A 23,600-nucleotide genomic window follows, 5' to 3' on the forward strand; every position below is an offset into this window, starting at 1 on the left:
AAACTAGATTATGAAAAATATACTGAATTTATACTTAATAATATTCTGCTTATTTTTTGTTGCAGGATGTTCTTCAGATGACGATGCTGCCACTGTAAAATTGACAATTATAAAATCAGATTTGGATATGAAAGCTAGTGGTGGCACTGGAACTGTCGAATTTGCAGCAACTGGAACTGTCACGGCTACGGTGAATGCCGATTGGTGTCAGGTAATCGAAGTTGCAGATCATAAAGTTTCCATTTCTGTAGATGCTAATACAGGTTATCCGGGGCGTAGCGCACAAATCGTTTTAACTGATGGTGTGAGTACGCAGCAAGCAACCATACTGCAGGAAGGAGCTATTTGGAAATATAATAGAGATGCTACCTATTTCACATTGACAGATGCTGCAGAGGAGGTCCCTGTTGAAATGTCGAGTAATTTGCCTATTCAGGTATCTATTCCAGCAGATGCTTCTCAATGGTTATCCTATGAAATGACGAGTGATGGATTTAAGTTTATTGCAAAAGAGAATCTCACTGGTAAAATTCGTTCGGCCATTGTAAAAGTGACTACTGGCATTCGTGAAATTGAATATGCTTTATTGCAGTACGATATTGATGACTTATTGGGACAATGGACAGGTGTTGTGAAAGTCGTTGCTACAGCATTTGGTATTAATCAAGTTCTTTCATTAGAGGAAAATACTCAAATTGTTAAAAATCCGGGTGGTAATGGCTATATATTCCAGCTACCAATGACAAGACTGTTGGGAGCAACGATTGTTTTAGCGGTCACCTATCAAGATGGAGCTTTAGTTATAACCACTCCACAGCAGCAAAATTATGCTTTGTCTGATGGGCAAGGAGGAGTGATGTACGGCTCAATAATAACTAAAACTGATGATGGTTTGTATTTACAGGGAAAAATTATTCTTTCTCCTGTATTAATGAATGATGGGCAGGTTGCGTTAGCTTATATTACAGATGCATATATGTCAATGGGATTATTTAAGGGAAGAGTTCCGTCTACTGCAAATTATGCAGGACTTTCTATTGATTTTCCTGCTATTTTGATGCAATATGCTGAATAATATTTTGCATGAAATACTATTTTTATATAGTGGTTTAACTGTTTGTTATGAGAAGAACTTGCATTAATTGATCCTAAGAGCTATTATCGTAAGGTAGTAGCTCTTAATATTTAAATATTTATTTAATAATCTTTATATTACGCATCAATCCACTATACTTAGCCCTTTTCACTGCGCTACCTTTGAAAATGGTTTTATATTGCTCTTCACTCAGCGAATGCCAATCATCCTTCTTCATACTTAGCAAAGAAGGAGACGGTTGAAATTCGGCTGTCCGGCAAGGAGTGGCAAAGCGATTCCAAGGGCAAGCTTTCAGACATTCGTCACAGCCATATATTTTATTACCCATTTTTTTTCCTGTATTGAGCGAAAGTTCCCCACGATACTCAATGGTAAGATAAGAAAGACATCTCTCGGAATTGAGCCTGAAAGGGGCTTCCAGCGCTTTTGTCGGGCAGGCATCCAGGCAACGTGTACACGAACCGCATTGATTTCGTTGTGGAGAGTCATAATTGTCAGCTTCCCTATCAAGAATAATTTCCCCTAAGAAGAAGCAGGAGCCGGCGTGAGGAATGATGAGATGTGTATTCTTTCCTATCCATCCCAAGCCGGTACGCCATGCCCAATAACGTTCGAGTATGGGAGCGGTATCACAGAATATGCGGCCTTGAAGCGGAGAAGCGGAGGTTTGGGATACTGGGGCTTGGGGTGCTGAGGCGTAGTTTTCAGTATATGTGCCGATATTGTTTGTCGAGGCGATAGTACTGTCTGTTTCTTCGGAGAATGAAACTTCTTTTTCTATAAACTCAAAAAGTTCCTTCAATTTCCTCTTCATCACATCGTGATAATCTTTCCCGTAGGCATACCATGCAATCTGATACTCACCTTCGGGAAGTTTTTTTGCCGGATAATAGTTTAGCGCAACGCTGATCACCGTACGTGCCCCTTCCACCAACAAGCGCGGATCGAGCCGTTTATCCTCATAATTCTGCATATACGCCATCTCTGCCTGGCAACCGTCCGCCAGCCATTGACGGAAGGCGGTAGCCACAGTTTCATCCACAGCTTCGGCAGGCGCCAGTCCGCAGGCGGAAAAGCCGAGGCGTAGTGCTTCGGCTTTAATTCGGTCTGAGGAGAGGAGCTTTTTCATAATGGATATGGATGAAAACCTTATCGGTAATTAGAAAACTTGCTGTCGGCAGGTAAAATGTTTCTTTGCCGGCAGCTAGAATACCTTGAACACATAGCCTTCCGCTTTCAGAAACTCGATGGCACGGGGGAGAGCATATTGCAGATTCCCGTTGTTCCACGATTTCAGAGAGTCGTGGAAGGTGATGATGGAACCGTTGCGTACGTAGCGTTTTACGTTGTTCAGTACCTGTTCCGGGCGCATTCGCTTACTGTAATCGCGGGTTACGAGATCCCACATGATGATACGGTAATGGTGGCGAAGGGTGTAATATTGCCGGAATCCCATGTGCCCATGTGGCGGGCGGAACAAGTCCGAGTGGATAATTTCGTCTACCCGTCTGGTGTTGGCCAGATAATCCGGATTGGAATATTCAAAGCCGCGGATGTGGTTGAAAGTATGGTTGCCGATGCGGTGTCCGTGTTCTACCACCATCCGGTATTCGTCCGGGTGTTTGCGGATATTGTCGCCTACCATGAAGAAGGTAGCTTTAATATCGTGTTTCTTCAGTAGCTCCAGTACCCAAGGGGTAACTTCCGGGATAGGGCCGTCGTCAAAAGTCAGGTAGACTGCCCGTTCGTTTGGGTCCATCCGGAAGATGGCTTGTGGATACAGCGCTCGGAAGAACCAAGGTGGTTGTTCTATAAACATAAGAGTCTTTATTAATAAGTAACAGGTAATAAGTAATAAGTAATAACCGTGCGGCTTATGGCGCAGCTTATTACTTATTACTTAATACTTATTACTTAGTTTTTATTTCCCTTTCATTCTCGCAACGTACTCATTGTATAGCTGGTCGAGTTGTTCCGAGTAATGTTTAGCCAATTCTTCTGATTTGTATTTCTCCATCAGGCGTACTTCTGCGTCAAGCAGTCCTGCGTTGTACATGAAGTTTTCGCTGGCGATGGAAAGTTGGTAATCAGTCAGGCTGAGATACCAGATCATGTATTCGAGAGACTTGTTGGCAAGTTCGTCGATGATCTTGTTCGCTTTTTCGTTTTGTCCCAGCTGGTAGTAGGCTTCCGCCATTTGGAAGGCGCCGTTTGCCCAGTCATACGGTACGTTGTATGACGGGATCATCTTCTCGGCGTAGTCGAGTGCGGCGAGTGCCTTGTCTTTTTTGCCTTCTTTGATGAGCTGTCCTACGAGCTGTGTGAAGATGCGCCGGTGTGTGTAGCACATACGCATTACGTTTTCGTCGATGTAGATGCCCGGTTTCTCGATGCCGCCGAACTTGAACTTGTTCATCAGGTTGTCGTACATCTTTTCGCTGTCGATCTTGCTGTTCAGCTTGTCCGTATCGAACGGAGTGAAGCGGTATGCCAGACCTTCCTGCGTGAAGTGGTTGTCCATGCCGAGGTGGTTTTCACTGCCTACGGTGATAGCCATGTAGATGGGACGTTCCCAGTTGGCGTTGGCAAGCATTTCGAGCATCATCAGTTCGCTCTTGTAGAGGGCGCGTTTCGGGTTGCCGTTGGCGTCTCTCAGCAAGATGGTCATGTATTCGGGGATGGAGTCGCCCAGCGCTTCCGGTATTTTCATGCCGGAACGGCGGACAGCTTCCTTGTCGATCTTCATTACGATGCTGTCGGTAGGGATGACGCGCAGCCCTTCCTTATCCGAACGAACCCAGTATTTGAGGATATTCTTCAGTTCATACGGGTTTTCTCCGAACTGTTCTTTCAGTTCGTTCATCGCTTCCGGATTTCCGTTTTCGAGCGCGCTGTCTGCCTGTGCATACATCTGGTCGATATTCTTCTTTACTTCCGGACGGATGGGGATGTATTCGTTCTGGCCTTCGACGTATTCCACACGGTCCCAAGTGATCGGGAGTGACGGAGAGTCGTAGGCGGGACGTTTCATCTGGTCGATGTACCAGTCGGTTTGCAGGTAACTGAGGTTACAGGTACGTGCATCTGTACGGAAACCTTCTGTCTCCTGATTGTACCACAACGGGAAAGTATCGTTGTCACCATTGGTGAAGATGATCGGATTTCCTTCTTCCTGCAAGGTCATCAGATAGTTCTGACCGAAGTCACGGGCAACAAAGCGTCCGCTACGGTCGTGGTCGTCCCATGTCTGTCCGGCCATTTGGATGGGGACAAGCAGACAGAGTACTGATGCGAGAGCGGCAGCCGGAACTTCTTTCATCTTGCAGTAATCGCGTAACATACGGATGATACCTGCGACTCCCATACCTACCCAGATGGCGAAGGCGTAGAACGAACCGGCATACGCATAGTCACGTTCACGCGGCTGCGCAGGTGTCTGGTTGAGGTAGAGCACGATGGCGATACCTGTCATAAAGAACAGGAAGAACACCACCCAGAATTGCTGGATACCCCGCTGGCTGTGGTATGCTTGCCAGAAGAGTCCGATCAGGCCGAGCAGCAGCGGCAGGCAGTAGAATACGTTGTGTCCTTTGTTGTTTTTGAGGTCCTGCGGAAGCAATTCCTGGTTGCCCACCAGCAGATTGTCGATAAACGGGATTCCGGTGATCCAGTTACCGTGTTCTATTTCTCCGCTGCTCTGAATGTCGTTCTGCCGTCCGGCAAAGTTCCACATAAAGTAGCGCCAGTACATGAAGTTGAGCTGGTAGGAGAAGAAGAACTTGATGTTTTCCCATTGGTTCGGTACGTTCACCATCACCATTTCGCCGCATTGGTCGTATGGGACGTCATGTCCCTTGATGTCTACCCACTGCTTGTAGAGTGAGGAGTGCGCGGAGCTGTACATACGGGGGAAAAGCATATTTTGCGCGTATTCGTATTCGATACGTCCCGGCAGTTCGATGTATGAGTCTTTTTCGTCCGGTGAGGTTTTTTCTTTGCGGACGTATTTACTTCCCGTCTGTGACTGGCGGGGGACGCAGTATCCGTCTTTCACGTCGAGTGCCACTTTCGAGGAGAAAGCAGGACCGTAGAAGAGAGGACGGGTTCCGTATTGTTCACGGCCGAGGTATTCGCCCAGCGTGAAGATATCTTCCGGAGAGTTCTGGTCCATCGGTGTGTTGGCGGTAGAACGGATCACGATCAGTGCATAAGAGGAATAACCGATCACGATCATCATGGTGCACAGCAATGCCGTATTCATGGTACGGGCGGAGATGCGCCATTTCTCTTTGATCTTTTCCTGTACTTGCGGAGCAAGGTAGATGCCAAGAATTGCGATCACTACGACACCGATAAGGATGCTGCTTACGCCGTGTCCGTAGAATGGAATACCCAGCAGGGCGATGGTCAGAATGAATGAGATGGCCATGCGGAGTCTGCTCTTTTCGGTGTAGCTTTCGTACACACCCCAGATAAGGGCGGCGGCGAGCAGAATGATATAGACAACGACGCCGGAGTTGAACGACATGCCGAGTCCGTTGACAAACAGCAGTTCGAACCAGCCGCCGACTTTAACGATACCGGGCACGATGCCATAAAGCACGGCTGCTACGAGTACGCCCGATCCGAGCAGGGCGAGCAATGAGCCTTTGGCAGTGGCGTTCGGAGTTTTCTTGTAGTAGTACACCAATACGATTGCCGGCAGACAGAGGAGGTTCAGCAAGTGAACACCGATACTCAGTCCGGTCAGATAAGCGATCAGGATTAGCCAGCGGTCGCTGTGAGGCTGGTTGGCCACATCTTCCCATTTCAGAATCAGCCAGAATACAACGGCTGTAAAGAGGGAGGAGAAAGCATATACTTCGCCTTCTACGGCAGAGAACCAGAAGGTGTCGCTGAAGGTGTAGACCAGTGCGCCGACCAGTCCGCTACCCATGACAGTGATAAGTTGTCCTTTCGTGATGTTGTTCTCGTCGGTGATTACCAGTTTGCGTACCAGATGGGTGATGCTCCAGAAAAGGAACAGGATACAGGCACCGCTCATCAGTGCGCTCATGTAGTTTACCATCTTCGCTACGGTGGTTACATCGGAGGCGAATTGAGAGAACAGGTTCGCTACCAGCATGAAGAAAGGTGCGCCGGGCGGGTGTCCTACTTCCAGTTTATAACCGGTAGTTATAAACTCGGGACAGTCCCAAAAACTTGCGGTCGGTTCTATTGTCAGGCAGTAGACCGTTGCCGCAATGATGAATGTAATCCAACCCACGAGGTTGTTTATAGTTCTGTACTGTTTCATTAGCACTATCTAGATTTTTCGTTAAAAAACAGATTACGTGGGCGCAAAGATAGTGATTTGTAAGGATAATGAGGCAGAAAGTAAGAAATATTAAGTAACAGAAAGGTGATTTACTTTATCTTATGCCCTTTTAGTGAAACGGGGGAATCACTAAACAGTATAAACAACAGTAGGTATAAAGATACTAATTTTGTATCTTTTATATTAAGCATTGAATCATTTATTGGTCAATAATACTTGCGTTGTCAGACATTAATAGCTGACTTCTCAACTGTTAATACCTGACATGTCAACTATTAACATCTGACATCTCAATCATTAACAGTTGAGAAGTCAGTTGTTGCTGCTTGATGTGACCGTTGTAAATGACTGATATGCAGTGCGGCCGTTCTTTGATGTAGCACCGGCAAATGAATGTTTAGTGATGATGATGATGTTCACCGAGAACGCGGTGTGGCAACGTGCCGTGTCCCAGCAGTTCGATAGGGCAGTTGAAATTTCTTTCCAGCCATTCTGTGGAAACGCCCGTGTCAGGGTGGTAATCCAGTGTCTCGTTGACGCAGGCGATGGATTTCACTTGTTGCAGTACAGTGCCAATGTCGTGACTGACAAGGATGATGGCGCATTCTTTGTTAATCTCCGCCAGCAGTTCGTAGAGTCGGGCTTCAAAACGTTTGTCGATATACGTGCTGGGTTCGTCAAGAATCAGTACCGAAGGGTCGGAGATGATGGCACGTCCCAGCAGTGCGCGTTGTAGTTGCCCGCCGCTAAGCTGCCCGATGGAACGGTGTTCGAGTCCTTCGAGTCCCATACGGGCGATGATATGCTTGCCTTTTTCTCTTTGCTCGGGAGTGAAGCGGGAGGTGAGGGATTTCTGGATACTTAGTCCGGAAAGTATCACTTCCTCTACCGAAATCGGGAATTTCCGGTCGATGGTGCTATACTGCGGCAGATAGCCGAGGGAAAGTGGAAGGTTGGAAGTGGAAAGTTGAGAGTGGGAGGATGCTTCTGTAGGGGCATGGAAGTTGATTTCTCCGGCTGTCGGTTTCAGCAGACCGAGGATACACTTGATGAGTGTTGTCTTACCGCCTCCGTTCGGACCGATGATGCCCAGAAAGTCCCGTTCGTAAACGTTCAGGTTGACGTCGTGGAGTACGGTACGGCCGTCGTATCCGGCAGCAAGGTTCTTTATTTCGATAATCGGTTTCATATTTGGAGAATTACTTCGTTTATGTATCATTCGGTCATTAACGCTATGGAAGCCCGTTTTTATTCGGGGTCCATAGGGGTGAGAGCTTTGGCTACGTTCAGCATTTCCGTTTCCCAGTCGTAGCTTAACGGGTTGATGGGGACTACCTTTGTGCCGGTTTGCTGTGCGATGGTCTCTGCGTTGCGCTTGTCGAACTCCGGCTGGACGAAGATGACGTTTACTTTCTCCGATTTGCACAGGTCTATCAGTTCTTTCAGATGGGCGGGCGAAGGTTCCTTGCCGCCTTCTTCGATTGAAATTTGATTCAGTCCGTAGTCACGGGCGAAGTAGGAGAGAGCCGGATGGTAGATCATAAAGGCTTTGGCCGATTCTGGAGCGGAAAGTTGCTGGCGGATGAGGCTGTCGGTGTGCTGGATACGTTGGCAGAGGGAGTCGTAACGTGCCAGATAATATGCTTCGTTGGGTTTGTCGAGCATACAAAGTGCCTTGAAGGTGTTTCCGGCAAGGATGAGGGCGTTGGCGGTAGAGTTCCAGATATGCGGTTCTACGGCGTGGTTGTGCCCGTCGTGGTCATGATGTCCTGCTGCGTGGTTGTGCTCACCGTTGTTCAGAATCAGGTCTATGCCTTTCGAAGTGTCGAATACTTGGATATGAGGGGTGTTATTCATCAGTCGGTCCATCCAGGTCTGCTCGAAGCCGATGTAGCCGATGCGGAGATAGGCTTTGCTGTCTCCCAGAGAGACTAGTTGCTGAGGAATAGGGTCGTATGTCTCCGGACTGGAACCTTTCGGGACCATGCTGACTACCGTGAATTTATCACCGGCAATCGCTTCCGTGAAGTAGCGCTGCGGTTCGATAGTGACGGTAATGACCGGTTTCGCTTCTTCGCTGCCGCTTGCTTTGGACGTGCGACCCGTGCAGGCTGCCAACAGGAGGCAGGAGCCGAGAAGAAGGAGTGTTTTCAAATCTTTTAGTTGTTGTTTCATGACTATTGTATTAATATCGGGGGTTGATTCTGTTTCAGTTTTCGGGCACGTAGTATTTCCCGCTTTCCTCCCGGAGGACCGGGAAGGCGCTCTACGATAAAGCCTGCGGCCTGCAGCATACGTCGGATGACTCCTTTAGCACAATAAGTGGTGAGGATGCCTCCTTCATTTAATAAAACATATAAACGGTTAAATAGTTCCTGCGACCACATTTCCGGCTGCTTTTCCGGAGCGAAGGCGTCGAAATAGATAACGTCGAATGATAATGGAGAATGGATAATGGATAATGGAGAATGGCTGCGCTGGGTAATCCATTCATTGACGTCGGCTTGTACTTTGCAGAGAGTGAAGTGTGGGGTAAAGGATATTTCTTCTTCCCACGGTGATGTATGGATTGCTCTGAACAGGTCGATAGCTGCTGGTTGTTCTATATATCCCAGTTGCTCCACCATCTGCCATTCCAACGGGTAGGGTTCAAGTCCTGTATAATGTACGTTACGTCCGCTTCTTTCTGCTTCTTCAAGTGTAAGCCAAGCATTCAGCCCCGTTCCGAAACCGATCTCCAGAATATGCGGAGAGGGGGCAGCGGAGGCTTTCAGTCCCATATTGATGAAAATATGCTGGGACTCCGTACGTGCTCCTTTGGTCGAATGATAATGTTCATTCAATTCCGGAACAAATAGGGTGGCGCTCCCGTCATCAGTCTTTTCAATCACTCTTTTCATCTCAAAAAACTTATTACCTATTACCTGTTACTTATTACCTATTATTTCATCCTGCAACGACGTTCCATGCGCTTTCCAGTACATACAGAAGCAGAATGTAACGTATCAGTTTGCCGACAAACATGGAGGTGGTGGTAAGCCATATATTACTTCGCATAAATCCCAGTGCGATGGAGATCACCTCTCCGATGGCCGGCAGGAAAGCGAAGAATGCCATCAATGCTCCTTTCCCTTGCAGGAATTTCACCATCTTGTCTACTTTCTCCTTCTTTACTTTGAAGTATTTCTCAATCCAGCTTATTTTGCCCAGACGCCCCATATAGTAGCAGGTCATTCCGCCTGCCGTATTGCCGAGGGTGGCAGCCAATATACAGGCAGTGGGTGGCAGTCCGAGTTTTACCAGTGCTACCAACACCAGTTCGGAACTGAATGGTACAATACTCCCTGCGAGTAAGGCCGAGATAAACAATCCCGGAAGTCCCCATTCGATGAGGAGTTGTATCGTTGAATCTATAAAAGCGTCCATACGTTAAAACCAAATAAAAGGATGAGGCAGACCGTGGCAACAATGAAGAATATATTCGATGTTTTGTTGTTGGTCAGCACAAAAAGGTGTCCGATCAGTATGCTGTTGCTTATCATGAGCAACGGCAAGAGATTGCTGCATTGTGACGGCTGTAGCACAATCAGTACGAAGAGAAAGAGTGTCACGTCTATGAGAAACTGTAAATAGGCGCGCGTGCGTATCTTATCTTCGAATCCGGCAACGACGCAATGAGCGGCGCTGACGATGAACAATACAAGCAGATAACCGAGAGTCGCCAGTTCCCACGGCTGGAGTATCTGTAGGTTGAATATGTCCCCAAAAGTGGCCAGCTCTTTGAAAGGATGATAGAACAGCTCCATCTGATCATAGAAAAAAGCGTGTCCGAACAGCATCCAGTAGGGCATTGTCCATCCTATCAGTGCGCCGCAGAAACTGCGGAACGTAAGTGACTGAAAGCGGTGCGCCTCAAACAGCCAGAGCACCGAGAAGAAGGTGAGCTGGGGAAAGAGAATGCTCCCTGCACCGATAAACAGGAACGAGTAGAACAGATATCCTGACGCCTGCGCCTGCTGGTAACTCTTGAACAGGAAATAGATGGAGAATAAAAAGGTTATGGCGGCAACGTTTCCGGCATATAGCAGGTGCATCTCCGGACAGACGGTGACCAGCAGAAAATAGATAGCTGTCTGCACGGAAGCCCGCATACGGATAATACTGAACCGGTTGTTCAGCTCGATCAGGAAATAGCCGATAGCCGCGTAAATCAAGAAACTGACAAGATGCTCCGCCCATGCGGGGAGCAGCAACGTGCGGGCAGACTGCCAAAGCACGGAACCGCCTTCTTCGCCCGCTGTCATGGTGAGTTCGGGCAATAGGACAGAGGTCAGCACCCAACAAAGGGTGCAGATGAAAATCGCAGCAGGGAGTGTCCACCGCCCTGCTGTGACCAGACCTTGTAGTCTCTTGTTTCTCATTATAAGTCGAATCCGATATCGCGACGGAAATATTTCTTGTCGAAGTCGATCATATCTGCCACTTTATAGCTCTGTGCCAGCGCTTCTTCCTTCGTTGCGCCATAAGAGCAGACAGCGATCACACGTCCCCCGTTCGTTACGATTTGTCCGTCCTTCATGGCTGTTCCGGCATGGAAAATGATGCTTTCGGTAGCGGCGGCCTGTTCCAGGCCGCTGATAGGGAAGCCTTTTTCGTATGCTTCAGGATAACCGCCGCTCACAAGGATCACACAACCTGCCGAGCGCGGGTCCATGACCAGTGTCTTTTCATCGAGATTGCCTGCGGCTGTGCCTTCCAGCAATTCCACGAGGTCGCTTTGGATGCGGAGCATCACGCTTTCCGTTTCCGGGTCGCCCATGCGGACGTTATATTCAATCACCATCGGTTCGCCTTTTACCCGGATCAGTCCGAGGAAGATGAAGCCTTTGTAGACGATGTTTTCTTCTTTCAGTCCGTTGATGGTAGGTTCGATGATGCGGGTACGTACTTTTTCCATGTATTCTTCATCGGCAAACGGAACCGGAGTCACGCTGCCCATACCGCCTGTGTTGAGTCCTTTGTCGCCTTCACCGATACGCTTGTAGTCTTTCGCTACGGGGAGGACTTTGTAGTGTTCGCCGTCGGTAAGCACGAATACGGAACATTCGATACCGCTCAGGAACTCTTCAATAACGACTGTTGCCGATGCGGAGCCGAACATACCGCCAAGCATTTCCTTGAGTTCTTTCTTTGCCTCGTCCAGTGTGGGGAGGATCAGAACGCCTTTTCCGGCACAGAGTCCGTCGGCTTTCAGCACGTATGGGGCTTCCAGCGTTTCGAGGAAAGCCAGACCTTCTTCGAGATTTTCTGCTGTGATACTTTTATACCGGGCTGTCGGGATTTGATGACGCATCATGAAGCCTTTGGCAAACTCCTTGCTGCCCTCCAGCTGTGCTCCGTTGGCGGACGGACCGATAACGGCGATATGTTTCAGTTCGGGACGATTCTGGAAGTAATCGTAGATGCCTTCTACCAACGGGTCTTCGGGACCTACTACTACCATTTCGATGTTTTCTTTCAGAGCGAAAGCGCTGATCGCTTCAAAGTCGGTAGCTTTGATGTTGACATTCTCGCCTACGGCGTTTGTTCCGGCGTTTCCCGGAGCGATGTACAGCTTTTCAACTTTCGGACTTTGGGCAATTTTCCATGCCAGTGCATGTTCGCGGCCGCCCGAGCCTAGTAATAATATCTTCATAATGAGTATTAAGTTATGAGTTTTCAGTTATGAGTTTTTCGGTATGATGCTGTGAGCTGTCAACTATAGATTGCTATAGGTTCTGCTCAAAGTATCGGGTGATTTTTTCGTGCAGATGTACACGGTCGCGGCCTGATACGTTGTGCTTGTGGCACGGATAGATAAACAGGTCGGGGTAGGTGCGGGCATCTACACAGGCTTTCATGAACGACAGTGTGTGCTGCGGTACGCAAGTGTCATCGTGGTCGTCATGGATAATGAGCAGATGACCTTTCAGCTGTCCGGCAAGGTTCTTCAGATTACATTCTTTGTAGCCTTCCGGATTGCTTTCCGGAGTGTCCATGTAACGTTCGCCGTACATCACTTCGTAATATCCCCAGTCGATGACAGGTCCGCCTGCTACGCCTACCTTGAATATTTCGGGGTAGCGGAGCAGCAGGGCAGTGGTCATGTGGCCTCCGAAGCTCCATCCGTGTACACCGATGCGGTTTCCGTCTATGTAGGGGAGGGATTTCAGAAATTCAATGCCTTTCACCTGGTCTTTGCCTTCTTCGATGCCGAGGCGGCGGAAGGTGGCGTTTTCGAATTCCAGTCCACGGTTGGCACTGCCGCGGTTGTCGAGGGTGAACATGATATAGCCTTTGTTAGCCATATAGATATCCCATCCGCGGGAGCCGTTCAGCCAACCACCGGTGACGAGTTGTGCGTGCGGGCCGCCGTATACGTAGACGATGACCGGATACTTTTTGTTCGGGTCGAAATCTGCGGGTTTGGTGAGGCGGTAGTATAGGTCGGTCGTTCCGTCGTCGGCTTTGATAGTACCGGTTTCGATGGTCGGCATCTCGTAGCCTTCGTATGGGTCTTTGGCTGTCAGCAGGTTGACTGTTTTCAGGCTTTTGGTATCCACGATGTCAATGCGGCGCGGAAGGGTGGGAGTCGAATAACGGTCGATGAGGTAGCTTCCCGATGCGCTGAGCATTCCGTTATGTTCTCCTTCTGTGATAGAACGGAAGCTGAACGGGAGGCTGCACTTTCCTGTGTTGACATTTACTGCAAAGTTATTGGAGCCTGTGCCATCTACTCCTTGGAAGATGACTTCTTTCCTCTTGGCGTTGAAGCCCAGAATGTCGCCTACCAGCCATTTGCCCTCGGTCAGTTGCTTCGTCGGGATGTATTCGATGTGCTTGCCGCCTGCGGCATCGCTTTTCCATTCGCCTTTGAGGCTGGAGGTGAGGTCGCATAAATATAGATGGTTATATCCGTCACGCTGGCTCTGGTAGATGAATTTGCTGCTGTCCCACGGTAAGAATACGATGGGGTGCTGAGGCTCTACATATTTGGGGTGCGTTTCTTCCAGCAGTTTGCTCAGTAACTTGCCTGTCGTTGCGTCATATTGGCAAAGTACGGCGTGGTTCTGGTCGCGGTTCAGTTCGATAAGGTAGATGCTCTTTTCGTCCGGTGACCAGCTGATATTGGTGAAGTAACGGTCGGTCGGATCACCTGCATTCAGATAGATGGTCTTACCGGTGGAGGGGTTGTAGACGCCTACTTTTACTTGGTGGCTGGTCATTCCTGCCATCGGGTAACGGACGTTATTCACTTCTCCTACACGTGCCGTGATGTCTACAAGCGGGTATTGCGTCACCATGCTTTCGTCCATGCGGTAGAAAGCGAGCAGGTTGCCTTTCGGGCTCCAGAAGGTGCCTTTGTTGATGCCGAACTCATTGCGGTGGACGGATTGCCCGCAGACGATGCCTTCGGGTTCGTCGGTGATTGCCTGTTCGTTCACATACAGGTTGTTGTTGACTGTGTAGGCTACGTTTCCGTTGGCGACGCAATAATCTTCGTTGGCTGCTTTATCTTTCAACTTCAGTGTGCTGACAATCCGGTTGTTCTCGAAATCGTATACGATGTACTTACCGGATACTTTCAGTAACATTTGCGGTTTGTCCGCCCACGGGTAGCGGATTGAGTACGGGGTCGGCAGTTTCCCTGCTTTATTGTCTGCCAGTACTTTGTTGATTTGTCCGAGGGTAGTCAGCACTGTCTCTTTCCCTGTTCTGGGTTGAACAGTGTAGATGGTGTCGGTACTTGGTTTGATACACACGTCTCCCCACCATTGCAGACCGTAGAGGTTTTCTGCATAACGGTAGGTCTCGCCGCCCGGAATCAAGTCTTCCAGTGTCAGCTTTTTGATTTCCTGTGCCATAACATTGAATCCGATTGGTAGCGCCAGCAATATCAGAATGGCTCTTTTTCCAATTTTACTCATTGCTTTTATTTATCTTTATTGGTTTTAAATCCTTCTATTTTACCCTGTTCAGGAGAGTTGTCTTTCTCTGTCGGATGATACGTCTTTTTCGAGATATTCAATTCGCTTTCTTACTCATCAAATGATAAGATCGCAAGATGCGACCTTATATTGTCTATCAATAAGTTAATGGCATTTTTTAGTGAGATGCCATTAACTATCTATGAAATTACTCTTCTTCCTTCTTTGGTATCCTAGGCTCACGGTTTCCTCTGAATTCTCTCGGAGCTCTCGAATCTCTTTCCCCTCGGAACTCGCCTCTAGGCTTTCTGTCCCTGTCATCCCGGGTAAAGCTTCCTTCTTCCCGTCTCGGCTTGAAGTCTCCTTCTTTACGAGGTTTGAACTCCCCTTCGCGACGAGGTTTGAATTCGCCTTCCCGTCTGGGTTTAAATTCTCCTTCCCCGCGCGGTTTGAATTCCTTTCTTTCTCTGGGTCTGGAAGTATCATAGTTTCCTTCAGTCTCTTTCTTCTCTTCTCCTTCTCCCTCCTGACTCTTGAACTCCTTATATTTCCCGTCGAAAATCTCGTATTTGCGGAACTCGCATTCCAGTGCACCATTGAACAACGGCACTTTCTTGCTTGGTTTCAGCCCGATCTGATCGAAACATTCTTCTCTATAAGAGAGTACCCAAGCCTCGTTTCCTACAAATGCGTGCTTCAGACGTTCGCCAATCATCTGGTACAGTCCGAGCAGGTCATTGGTGGAGATACGCTCGCCATAAGGAGGATTCATCACAATGATGGACTTCTCCTGCGGCTGTTCGAATTGTTGGAACGGTTGCAGTTTCAGCGTCACATCTTTGGATACACCCGCTGCCTTTATATTATGGGTTGCGATTTCATTTGCTTTCGGATTGTTGTCGTATCCGTATATCTTGTGAGTAAACTCGCGCTCCTGACTATCGTCATTGTAAATCTCATCGAACATCTCCGAATCGAAGTCCACCCATTTCTCGAATGCGAATCCTTTGCGGAATACTCCCGGAGCGATGTTTCTTGCGATCAGCGCAGCTTCTATAGGAATCGTTCCCGAACCACACATCGGGTCAATCAGGTCACATTCACCGCGCCATCCTGTCATCAGAAGCATACCGGCAGCCAATACTTCGTTCAACGGAGCATCTACCTGTTCCTGGCGATATCCGCGACGATGAAGTGACTCTCCGGAAGAGTCCAGAGACAACGTACAAGTCGTTTGTGCAATGTGAATATTGAGCAGCACATCCGGATTATTGATGCGTACTGACGGGCGTTTGCCTGTCTTTTTACGGAAATAGTCCACGATGGCGTCCTTCACCTTATATGAGACGAACTTTGAATGGCGGAATTCTTCGCTGAATACAACCGCGTCTATCGCAAACGTCTTGTTTACATCAAGATACTCTTCCCATGGAATGGCCTGTATCTGGTTGTAAACTTCATCAGCATCCTTTGCCGTAAAATTCTTGATCGGTTTTAGAATGCGGATAGCAGTACGGAGGCAGAAATTTGCCTTGTACATCATACGCTTGTCTCCTGTAAATGAAACCATGCGACGTCCTATCTGGATATCGTTGGCTCCCAATGTTGTAAGTTCTTCAGCAAGTATCTCTTCCAGTCCCTGGAAGGTCTTGGCTATCATCTCGAATTGTTCGCTCATATATAGTTTATTGATTTTATTTCTTTGCTTTTGTTTGTACAATCTTTGCTCCGGCAGGAATGTTTTCCGTTACCCAGATATTTCCTCCTACGGTTGCGTCGCTTCCGATAGTGATTCTTCCAAGAATGGTGGCGTTGGAGTAGACTATGACATTGTCTTCCAGTATCGGGTGGCGGGGGATACCCTTGATCGGTTTTCCGTCGGCATCCAGCGGGAAGCTTTTTGCTCCTAGGGTGACACCCTGATATAATTTGACATTGTTCCCGATGATGCTTGTAGCACCGATCACGACACCCGTTCCGTGGTCTATGGTAAAGTGACTGCCTATCTTCGCTCCCGGATGGATATCGATACCCGTCTCGCTATGAGCCATTTCCGTGATCATGCGAGGAATCAGGGGAACACCCAGTTCCAGCAGTTCGTGCGCAATACGATAATTGCTGATTGCCTTAATGGCGGGATAGCAGAAAATTACTTCACCGTAGCTTTTGGCAGCGGGGTCACCGTTGTAGGCGGCTTCTACGTCCGTAGCCAGTATTCTTCTCATGGCGGGTAGTTTGCTGATAAAGTTCGCAGCCAGTCGGGCGGCTTCTTCTCTTCTCGACTCCGAGCAGACGTTGCAGTCTCCTTCTGCCGTACTGAAACATAGTCCGGCCAGGATTTGCTCTGTGAGCAAGTCAAATAACTTTTCGATATTTACACCGATGTGATAATTGATTGTCCGGCTGTTGATGGTGGAATTTCCGTAGTATCCGGGGAAGAGAATGGCACGTGAAAGCTCGATAATTTCATACAAAACTTTAGCAGAGGGCAATGGTTCGCCATCTTTATGTTGATGAAACAGCCCTTTGTAAGATTCGCTTTCCGATAGCTCATCGACTGCCTGTGTCAGAATGTGGGTAAAGTTCAATGGACTCATTAGGTCAGTTACTCATGTTTATATGGGGACAAAGGTATTAAAAAAAATAATAAATTTCGTTGAGATTCAATATAATTAATGTATTTTTGTGGCATTCAAAATTCAACACGGACAAAGGGGATGAATAAAGCGAAATCTACTATGAAGCTATTTGGGTTGATAGGGTTGTTGATATTGTGGAACTGCAGTTGCGTGGATAGGCACCGCAGTCACGCTTTGTGTGAACAGTCACTTATCGATTCTTTAGAAGTCCGTGCCCAGGATTCTCTGTTTTCCAACTTACCTTATTCACGTTCTTTATTGCGTAACGCAATGCGTCAGGCACAGGACTCGATGAGTTATTACCGCTTGATGGGATTGTATGGAAAGACTTTCTTCATCTCGTCCGATTTCGACTCTATCCTCTATTATAACCGCCCTGTAAAAGAGTATGATAAGCGTGCAGCTGCCTGCCCGCGATGGAATGATGTACTTTCGGATGTATATAACATTGAGGGAAATGTCTGGATGCAACTCAATCAGCCCGATTCGGCGGTTGCCTATTATGAGAAATCCTATGCTTACCGTCTGAAAGGAGAGAAGGGACATCTTCTCTCAGATATCTGTATGAATCTGGCGGATGCCCATCTGCATCGTGGCGAACTGGCACATACCGCTTCCTATTACCGGAAAGCATTGTTTATCTGTGACTCCCTGCACCTGTCGGAACATTCCAAATTTCCGGTCTATTGCGGACTGGGACAGACTTACATGGACCTGCGTGATTTTGATTTGTCCAATCATTATTACGAACTGGCAGGACAGTTCTTTGATGAAATGACAGTCAGCGAAAAGTGGGTGTATCTTAATAATCGGGGAAATCATTACTATTACAAGAAAGATTATCAGGAAGCCCTGGTCTATATGCGGCAAGCAGCGGAGCTGATAGCGGATTACCCGCAAATGGTATTCGAAAGCAATCTTTCGAAAGTCAATCTGGGCGATCTTTATCTGCTGACGAACCGGCTGGATTCTGCCGAAAACAATCTGAATGAAGGCTACCGCTACTTTTCGGAGATAAAGAACAACTCCGCCATGCACTATATTGAAACCCTGATGATTGAGCTTTTCCTGAAAAAAGGAAATATCGCGCGTGCCAGAGAAATGATAGCACGGACTGCTTCTACCGGACATGTGGATGCCAATATGCTTACTATACGCAACCAATATCTGCAACATTATTATGAAAAGGCAGGTGACTACCGCAATGCGTATGAGTATCTGAAACGTGACTATCAACTGAATGACTCTATCCGTAGCGAGCGGATTCGCACCCGTGTAGCCGAACTGGATATGCGTTACCGTCAGGACACGATTGTATTGCGCAAGGAAATGCAGATTCAACGGCAGGCGGGTGAAGTGCGTGTCTTGAAACTGAGCATGTATATCTGGGTGCTTGTCTGCCTGTTGCTGGCAGCCGGAACGGTGGTAATCATCTGGTATATGCGGAAAAAGCGGGAGTTTCTTCGTGAACGTTTCTTCCAGCAGATAAATCGTGTCCGTATGGAGAATTTGCGGAGCCGGATTTCTCCCCATTTCACTTTCAATGTGCTGGGGCGTGAGATTAATCAGTTCAATGGGTCGGAAGAGGTGAAGAATAATTTGATGGAACTGGTCAAATATCTCCGTCGGAGTCTTGAACTGACAGAAAAACTAAGTGTATCTTTGCAGGACGAACTGGATTTTGTACAGTCATATATCGGTCTGGAAAGCGGGCGTGTCGGCGAAGACTTCACGGCGTCGGTCGTAGTGGAGGAGGGGCTGGACGCAAAAAGTATAATGATTCCTTCCATGATTGTACAGATTCCGGTAGAGAATGCGATAAAGCACGGGCTGGCCGGAAAAGACGGTGAGAAGGAATTGACTATCCGTATTTCCCGTGAAGGAAAAGGAGTCCGTATCGTGATTTGTGACAACGGGCGGGGGTATCTTCCGCAAGTGGCTTCTTCGACCAGAGGAACGGGAACGGGGCTGAAAGTGCTCTATCAGACGATACAGCTACTCAATACAAAGAATAAAAATGAGAAGATACGTTTCAATATAGGTAACCGAAACGATGGGCAGACCGGTACGCAAGTGTCGGTGTATATACCGTTTCATTTTTCTTATGATTTATGATGAATGCAGAAGATAAATATAAAGTCGTTATTGTAGATGATGAGCGTACGGCAATCGATGCTTTGCGCAGGGAACTGGGCGCCTATCAGGAATTTGAAATAAAAGGAACTGCAAACAATGGCGCAAAAGGTAAAAAGATGATAATGGAACTCCGTCCGGACCTGTTGTTTCTGGATGTGGAACTTCCGGATGTGCTGGGGCTTAACTTGTTGAGTGAGATGCGCGATGAGGTGCTGTGGGATATGAAAGTTGTCTTTTATACTTCGTATGATAAATATTTGCTTCAGGCCCTGCGTGAGTCTGCCTTCGACTTCTTGCTGAAACCTTTTGAGACGGGAGATCTGAGAGTCGTTATAGAGCGCTACCGGAAAGCTGTAGCTTCAATACCGGCAACTCCTTCTTCCTCTTTTTCTTCTTCTGTCAGTGCTTTGATGCCGCAACAGGGAATGTTTATGATCAGCACGGTGACGGGATTCAAGCTTTTGCGACTGGAAGAAATCGGCTATTTCGAATATCTGAAAGACAAGCGGCAGTGGCAGGTAGTCCTGTTCAATCAGACCCGATTGAATCTGAAGCGAAATACAAAAGCCGAAGATATCATTGGTTATTCACAAGCTTTTATCCAGATCAGCCAGTCGGCTATTGTCAATGTTAATTATCTGGCGATGATTGATGGGAAGTGTTGTCAGCTCTATCCGCCTTTTCATGATAAGAGTGATCTGGTGATTTCCCGAAGTTTTTTGAAAGGGTTGCAGGACCGGTTTTTTGTGTTGTGACAATGACTCCTTAAGATAGATGCGAAAACGCCGTTTCTTCATCAGGAACGGCGTTTTCTCTTTGTTAGAATATTAGAATGAGAGAGTATGTTGTTAAAAAAATGCTGTTACAAATTAGTATTGTCCATGGTCACTGTCATTTCCGGAACTAACACGTAAGCGCGTTTCTTATTGTTCCATTTATAGTAATTGGTTGTTACTGTTTTTCCTTCGTATGTATAATTGATGCGGAGATCTTTTTCCCATTCCTCTTTGGTGCTGTTCCATTTCAGGGTCTCGCTTTCAATCATGCGCTTGTTGTCATCGTACTTATAGTTGTACTTCATATAGTTGGCAAGTGTACTTCCGTTCATTTTGTAAACGGTCTGACCTACCATTACTCCATTTTCTTCTACTGGATTATAAACCAACTGACCATCATAACTGCGTGCAGAAGCAACAAAAGAGGTCATGAGAAGAACTACGGATAGAACAAACATTTTTAAAGATACTTTTGTTTTCATGGCTATTTGATTTTAGTATTATTCTTTCATTTGTCTAGTAATACTCTTGTATTATGCTGCAAAGTTATATATTTATTCGGTATTTATGCAAATATAAAGCTAAAATAATACCAAAATGTCAGATGATGGCTAAGGTGATACCTTGCTTTTTGCCAAGATTGGTGACAAAAAAATATCCGGCAGTCAACCTGCCGGATATAGAATGAAACACTTCGTTGGGGAAGTGATCTTTTTCCTAGCTTTCTGGATAGTGGGTTAAATAATGTTATAACTCATCCTCTCCATTATTTAGCTGATTTATCCTGTTTTGTTATGGCAGGATAAACCTTGTTTTAGTGTGCTTCGAGCCAGTTCTTGCCCCAGCCGCAATCTGCTTTCAAGGGAACGTGCATACGGTAAGCGTGTTCCATTTCCTCAATAACGATCTCTTCTACACGTTCTTTTTCGTTGACGGGCACGCTGAAGTTCAATTCATCGTGTACTTGCAATATCATTTTAGCTTGTATGCCTTCTGTCTGGAATCGCTGATAAATGCGTGCCATTGCTACCTTTATGATATCTGCGGCGCTTCCCTGAATCGGTGCGTTGATGGCGTTTCGCTCGGCATAGCCGCGTACAACGGCGTTTCGTGAGTTAATGTCCGGCAAGAAGCGTTTCCGGTGGAAAATCGTTTCTACATACCCTTTCTCCTGAGCTATCTGGATACTCTTCTCCATATAGGCTTTCACGCTTGGATAAGTTTCGAAATAGCCGTCGATCAGTTCTTTGGCTTCCTTCCGGTCTACGTTCATTCGCTCTGCAAGGCCAAATACGGAGATGCCGTAGATGATACCGAAGTTGGCGGTTTTCGCTTTGCGTCGCATATCGGAGTCTACGTCTTTCAGGTCGATCTTATATATTTTGGCAGCTGTAGCTGCGTGGATATCATGATTGCTGAGGAAGGCGTCGATCATATTCTTGTCTTCGCTGAGATGTGCCATGATACGAAGTTCTATCTGCGAATAGTCGGCAGAGAAGAACAGGCAGCCTTCGTCAGGGATAAATGCCTTGCGGATTTCCTTGCCGTTCTCGTCGCGGATAGGAATATTCTGCAGATTCGGGTTACTGGAGCTGAGGCGTCCGGTAGAGGTGACGGTCTGGTTGAAAGACGTGTGTACTCGTCCCGTGCGCGGGTTGATCAGTTGGGGAAGTGCATCGATATAAGTTCCTAGCAGTTTCTTCAGTCCGCGGTGTTCCAGAATCTTTTCTACTACGGGATGTTTATGCCGAAGGCTTTCGAGCACTTCTTCCGAAGTGACGTACTGACCGGTTTTGGTCTTCTTCGCTTTTTCGATGATTCTTAGTTTGTCAAACAGTACCTCGCCTACTTGTTTGGGCGAAGCGATATTGAAGGTTTCGCCTGCCAGTTCATAAATCTCCTGCTCGATGCGTTGCATCTGAGCGGTGAAATGAACAGACGATTGTTTGAGCGCTTCCGTATCCAGCAATACCCCATTCCGTTCTATATTAACCAATACGGGTACAAGCGGCATTTCGATATCATAAAACAAACGTTCGGCATCGTTCTCTTTCAGTTCTTTCTCCAGGACGTTTTTGAGCTTTAGTGTTACGTCTGCATCTTCGCAGGCATAGCGGTAGATATCCTTCGGGTCGAGATCGCGCATGTTTTTCTGGTTCTTCCCTTTCGGACCTATCAGTTCGTCGATGTGGATGGTCTGATAGTGAAGATAGATTTCTGCCAGATAGTCCATTCCATGACGAAGTTCCGGTTGAAGAACGTAATGGGCGATCATCGTATCAAAGAGTGCACCTTTCACTTGCACTCCGTAATTTTCAAGAACGATCATGTCGTACTTGATATTTTGTCCGACTTTCAATGAGTTCTCATTTTCGAAGACCGGACGGAATTCGTTGACGATTTTTAATGCTTCCTCACGATTGTCGGGGACCGGCACATAAAAAGCCTGATTTTCGGTGATAGAGAAACTCATTCCGACTAGTTCGGCGTCCATTGGTTCCGTTCCTGTAGTCTCCGTATCTAACGAGAGAATTTTCGATGTAAGTAACTTTTGAATGATTTCAGCTCTTTTCTTCTCTGTATCAATGAGTTGGTAGTCGCAATTAAGCGTTTCTAACGTCTCTAGATTCGATTTTTTGGCTTCGCCTGCCTCATTGCCCGTAAAATTCGCAAATAAATCGCCTTGTATGGCTCCTCCTTCTTCGGGAAAAAGTGGAAGAGGAGAGGGAGCACTTTTGGCCGTTGCCGTTTTGCTTCCGGTTGCCATTGTTACTCCGCCGGCAGAATTTTCTTTTTTCAGTACCCGGTCGATCAGTGTCCGGAATTCCAGTTCTTCAAAAATTTGTCGGAGTGAATCTTCGTCTGCCTGTTCGCGGACGAGCTTGTCCATTTCGAGTTGGATAGGAACATCGATTTTGATAGTGGCAAGGAATTTGGAGAAAGTAATCAATTCCTTATTGGTTTCCACTTTCGTTTTCAAGGCTCCTTTCAGTTGGTCGGTATGTTCCAGCAGATTTTCGATACTTCCGAATTCGGCGATTAGTTTCTGGGCAGTCTTTTCACCGACACCGGGACAACCAGGGATATTGTCGGAGGCATCGCCCATCAGTCCGAGCATATCGATTACTTGTGCGGGCGACTGGATATCGAACTTTGCTTTCACTTCTTCGATGCCCATCACTTCAAAACCTCCCGTATGTTTGGGGCGATACATGAATACGTTGTCTGTCACCAGCTGGCCGTAGTCTTTGTCGGGAGTCATCATATAGGTGGTGATGCCCTGACGTCCGGCTTCAGTGGCGAGAGTTCCGATCACGTCGTCGGCTTCGTATCCTGCCACTTCCAGAATCGGGATGCGGTAGGCGTGGATGATATCCTTTATAATAGGTACGGAGAGGCGGATAGCTTCCGGAGTTTCTTCACGCTGGGCTTTGTATTGCTCGAAAGCTTCGTGGCGGAAGGTAGGGCCGGAGGGGTCGAAGGCTACTCCTATATGTGACGGATTCTCCTTTTTCAGCACCTCTTCGAGGGTATTGACAAATCCGAGGATAGCTGAAGTATTGAACCCTTTGGAGTTGATTCTGGGATTCTTGATAAAGGCGTAATAAGCCCGATATATCAGTGCATAAGCGTCTAAAAGAAATAATTTATTGTCTGACTCCATAGATT

17 protein-coding genes are annotated in these 23,600 nt (G+C 47.2%); 3 read left to right on the forward strand and 14 right to left on the reverse strand.

The features are described from left to right. Positions 1-10: 10 nt before the first annotated feature. Positions 11-1,075 (forward strand): BACON domain-containing protein, encoded by a 1,065-nt coding sequence (locus BT_RS16435; protein ID WP_008767467.1) that lies wholly within the window; start codon positions 11-13, stop codon positions 1,073-1,075. A 118-nt stretch (positions 1,076-1,193) separates the two neighbouring features. On the opposite strand, the gene queG is transcribed toward BT_RS16435, so the two are convergent. The 12 genes from queG to epsC all read right to left on the reverse strand — a co-directional run bounded on the left by queG (position 1,194) and on the right by epsC (position 16,977). Next, entirely contained in the window at positions 1,194-2,225 is a 1,032-nt protein-coding gene (gene queG / locus BT_RS16440) for a tRNA epoxyqueuosine(34) reductase QueG (RefSeq protein WP_011108711.1), read from the reverse strand. Positions 2,226-2,300: 75 nt separating this feature from the next. Further along, positions 2,301-2,915: a polysaccharide deacetylase family protein gene (locus BT_RS16445; RefSeq protein WP_008767469.1), complete on the reverse strand. Its 615-nt coding sequence runs from the start codon at positions 2,913-2,915 to the stop codon at positions 2,301-2,303. A 102-nt stretch (positions 2,916-3,017) separates the two neighbouring features. Further along, positions 3,018-6,392 (reverse strand): protein O-mannosyl-transferase family, encoded by a 3,375-nt coding sequence (locus tag BT_RS16450; protein WP_011108712.1) that lies wholly within the window; start codon positions 6,390-6,392, stop codon positions 3,018-3,020. 418 nt (positions 6,393-6,810) lie between these two features. Continuing rightward, on the reverse strand, positions 6,811-7,602 hold the full coding sequence (locus tag BT_RS16455; RefSeq protein ID WP_062696006.1) for a metal ABC transporter ATP-binding protein: 792 nt from the start codon (positions 7,600-7,602) through the stop codon (positions 6,811-6,813). 59 nt (positions 7,603-7,661) lie between these two features. Further along, the gene (locus BT_RS16460) at positions 7,662-8,588 is read right to left on the reverse strand and encodes a metal ABC transporter solute-binding protein, Zn/Mn family (protein ID WP_011108714.1); all 927 of its coding nucleotides are present in this window, start codon (positions 8,586-8,588) and stop codon (positions 7,662-7,664) included. A 2-nt stretch (positions 8,589-8,590) separates the two neighbouring features. Then, positions 8,591-9,313: a tRNA (5-methylaminomethyl-2-thiouridine)(34)-methyltransferase MnmD gene (gene mnmD / locus BT_RS16465; protein WP_011108715.1), complete on the reverse strand. Its 723-nt coding sequence runs from the start codon at positions 9,311-9,313 to the stop codon at positions 8,591-8,593. A 46-nt stretch (positions 9,314-9,359) separates the two neighbouring features. Next, positions 9,360-9,839 carry a YqaA family protein gene (locus BT_RS16470; protein WP_011108716.1) on the reverse strand — a complete coding sequence of 160 codons (480 nt, stop codon included), beginning with the start codon at positions 9,837-9,839 and terminating at the stop codon, positions 9,360-9,362. Beyond that, complete coding sequence (locus tag BT_RS16475; protein WP_011108717.1) at positions 9,824-10,834, reverse strand: hypothetical protein; 1,011 nt, start codon at positions 10,832-10,834, stop codon at positions 9,824-9,826. The genes BT_RS16470 and BT_RS16475 overlap by 16 nt, the downstream gene beginning before the upstream one ends. Beyond that, complete coding sequence (gene purD / locus BT_RS16480; protein WP_011108718.1) at positions 10,834-12,108, reverse strand: phosphoribosylamine--glycine ligase; 1,275 nt, start codon at positions 12,106-12,108, stop codon at positions 10,834-10,836. The genes BT_RS16475 and purD overlap by 1 nt, the downstream gene beginning before the upstream one ends. Positions 12,109-12,181: 73 nt before the next feature. Further along, entirely contained in the window at positions 12,182-14,380 is a 2,199-nt protein-coding gene (locus BT_RS16485; RefSeq protein WP_011108719.1) for a S9 family peptidase, read from the reverse strand. Between the two features lie 208 nt (positions 14,381-14,588). Then, entirely contained in the window at positions 14,589-16,058 is a 1,470-nt protein-coding gene (locus tag BT_RS16490; protein WP_011108720.1) for a THUMP domain-containing class I SAM-dependent RNA methyltransferase, read from the reverse strand. A 16-nt stretch (positions 16,059-16,074) separates the two neighbouring features. Continuing rightward, positions 16,075-16,977 (reverse strand): serine O-acetyltransferase EpsC, encoded by a 903-nt coding sequence (gene epsC / locus BT_RS16495; protein ID WP_008762864.1) that lies wholly within the window; start codon positions 16,975-16,977, stop codon positions 16,075-16,077. A 120-nt stretch (positions 16,978-17,097) separates the two neighbouring features. Here epsC and BT_RS16500 point away from each other — a divergent pair, with 120 nt between their 5' ends. After that, on the forward strand, positions 17,098-19,134 hold the full coding sequence (locus BT_RS16500; protein WP_162303096.1) for a tetratricopeptide repeat-containing sensor histidine kinase: 2,037 nt from the start codon (positions 17,098-17,100) through the stop codon (positions 19,132-19,134). Further along, entirely contained in the window at positions 19,131-19,910 is a 780-nt protein-coding gene (locus tag BT_RS16505) for a LytR/AlgR family response regulator transcription factor (RefSeq protein ID WP_011108722.1), read from the forward strand. The genes BT_RS16500 and BT_RS16505 overlap by 4 nt, the downstream gene beginning before the upstream one ends. A gap of 107 nt (positions 19,911-20,017) precedes the next feature. On the opposite strand, the gene BT_RS16510 is transcribed toward BT_RS16505, so the two are convergent. Continuing rightward, positions 20,018-20,413 carry a DUF3836 domain-containing protein gene (locus BT_RS16510; RefSeq protein WP_008767482.1) on the reverse strand — a complete coding sequence of 132 codons (396 nt, stop codon included), beginning with the start codon at positions 20,411-20,413 and terminating at the stop codon, positions 20,018-20,020. 332 nt (positions 20,414-20,745) lie between these two features. Continuing rightward, positions 20,746-23,595: a DNA polymerase I gene (polA, locus tag BT_RS16515; RefSeq protein ID WP_011108723.1), complete on the reverse strand. Its 2,850-nt coding sequence runs from the start codon at positions 23,593-23,595 to the stop codon at positions 20,746-20,748. Positions 23,596-23,600: the final 5 nt, after the last annotated feature.

The sequence above is a fragment of the Bacteroides thetaiotaomicron VPI-5482 genome, from assembly GCF_000011065.1.
Classification (GTDB): domain Bacteria; phylum Bacteroidota; class Bacteroidia; order Bacteroidales; family Bacteroidaceae; genus Bacteroides; species Bacteroides thetaiotaomicron.

Coding starts and splice junctions, on each gene's coding strand:
- purD (WP_011108718.1), bottom strand. CDS start 12,108: ATGAAGATATTATTACTAGGCTCGGGCGGCCGCGAACATGCACTGGCA.
- BT_RS16470 (WP_011108716.1), bottom strand. CDS start 9,839: ATGGACGCTTTTATAGATTCAACGATACAACTCCTCATCGAATGGGGA.
- BT_RS16490 (WP_011108720.1), bottom strand. CDS start 16,058: ATGAGCGAACAATTCGAGATGATAGCCAAGACCTTCCAGGGACTGGAA.
- BT_RS16500 (WP_162303096.1), top strand. CDS start 17,098: ATGAATAAAGCGAAATCTACTATGAAGCTATTTGGGTTGATAGGGTTG.
- queG (WP_011108711.1), bottom strand. CDS start 2,225: ATGAAAAAGCTCCTCTCCTCAGACCGAATTAAAGCCGAAGCACTACGC.
- BT_RS16455 (WP_062696006.1), bottom strand. CDS start 7,602: ATGAAACCGATTATCGAAATAAAGAACCTTGCTGCCGGATACGACGGC.
- BT_RS16485 (WP_011108719.1), bottom strand. CDS start 14,380: ATGAGTAAAATTGGAAAAAGAGCCATTCTGATATTGCTGGCGCTACCA.
- BT_RS16450 (WP_011108712.1), bottom strand. CDS start 6,392: ATGAAACAGTACAGAACTATAAACAACCTCGTGGGTTGGATTACATTC.
- BT_RS16460 (WP_011108714.1), bottom strand. CDS start 8,588: ATGAAACAACAACTAAAAGATTTGAAAACACTCCTTCTTCTCGGCTCC.
- BT_RS16510 (WP_008767482.1), bottom strand. CDS start 20,413: ATGAAAACAAAAGTATCTTTAAAAATGTTTGTTCTATCCGTAGTTCTT.
- BT_RS16435 (WP_008767467.1), top strand. CDS start 11: ATGAAAAATATACTGAATTTATACTTAATAATATTCTGCTTATTTTTT.
- BT_RS16505 (WP_011108722.1), top strand. CDS start 19,131: ATGATGAATGCAGAAGATAAATATAAAGTCGTTATTGTAGATGATGAG.
- BT_RS16445 (WP_008767469.1), bottom strand. CDS start 2,915: ATGTTTATAGAACAACCACCTTGGTTCTTCCGAGCGCTGTATCCACAA.
- mnmD (WP_011108715.1), bottom strand. CDS start 9,313: ATGAAAAGAGTGATTGAAAAGACTGATGACGGGAGCGCCACCCTATTT.
- polA (WP_011108723.1), bottom strand. CDS start 23,595: ATGGAGTCAGACAATAAATTATTTCTTTTAGACGCTTATGCACTGATA.
- BT_RS16475 (WP_011108717.1), bottom strand. CDS start 10,834: ATGAGAAACAAGAGACTACAAGGTCTGGTCACAGCAGGGCGGTGGACA.
- epsC (WP_008762864.1), bottom strand. CDS start 16,977: ATGAGTCCATTGAACTTTACCCACATTCTGACACAGGCAGTCGATGAG.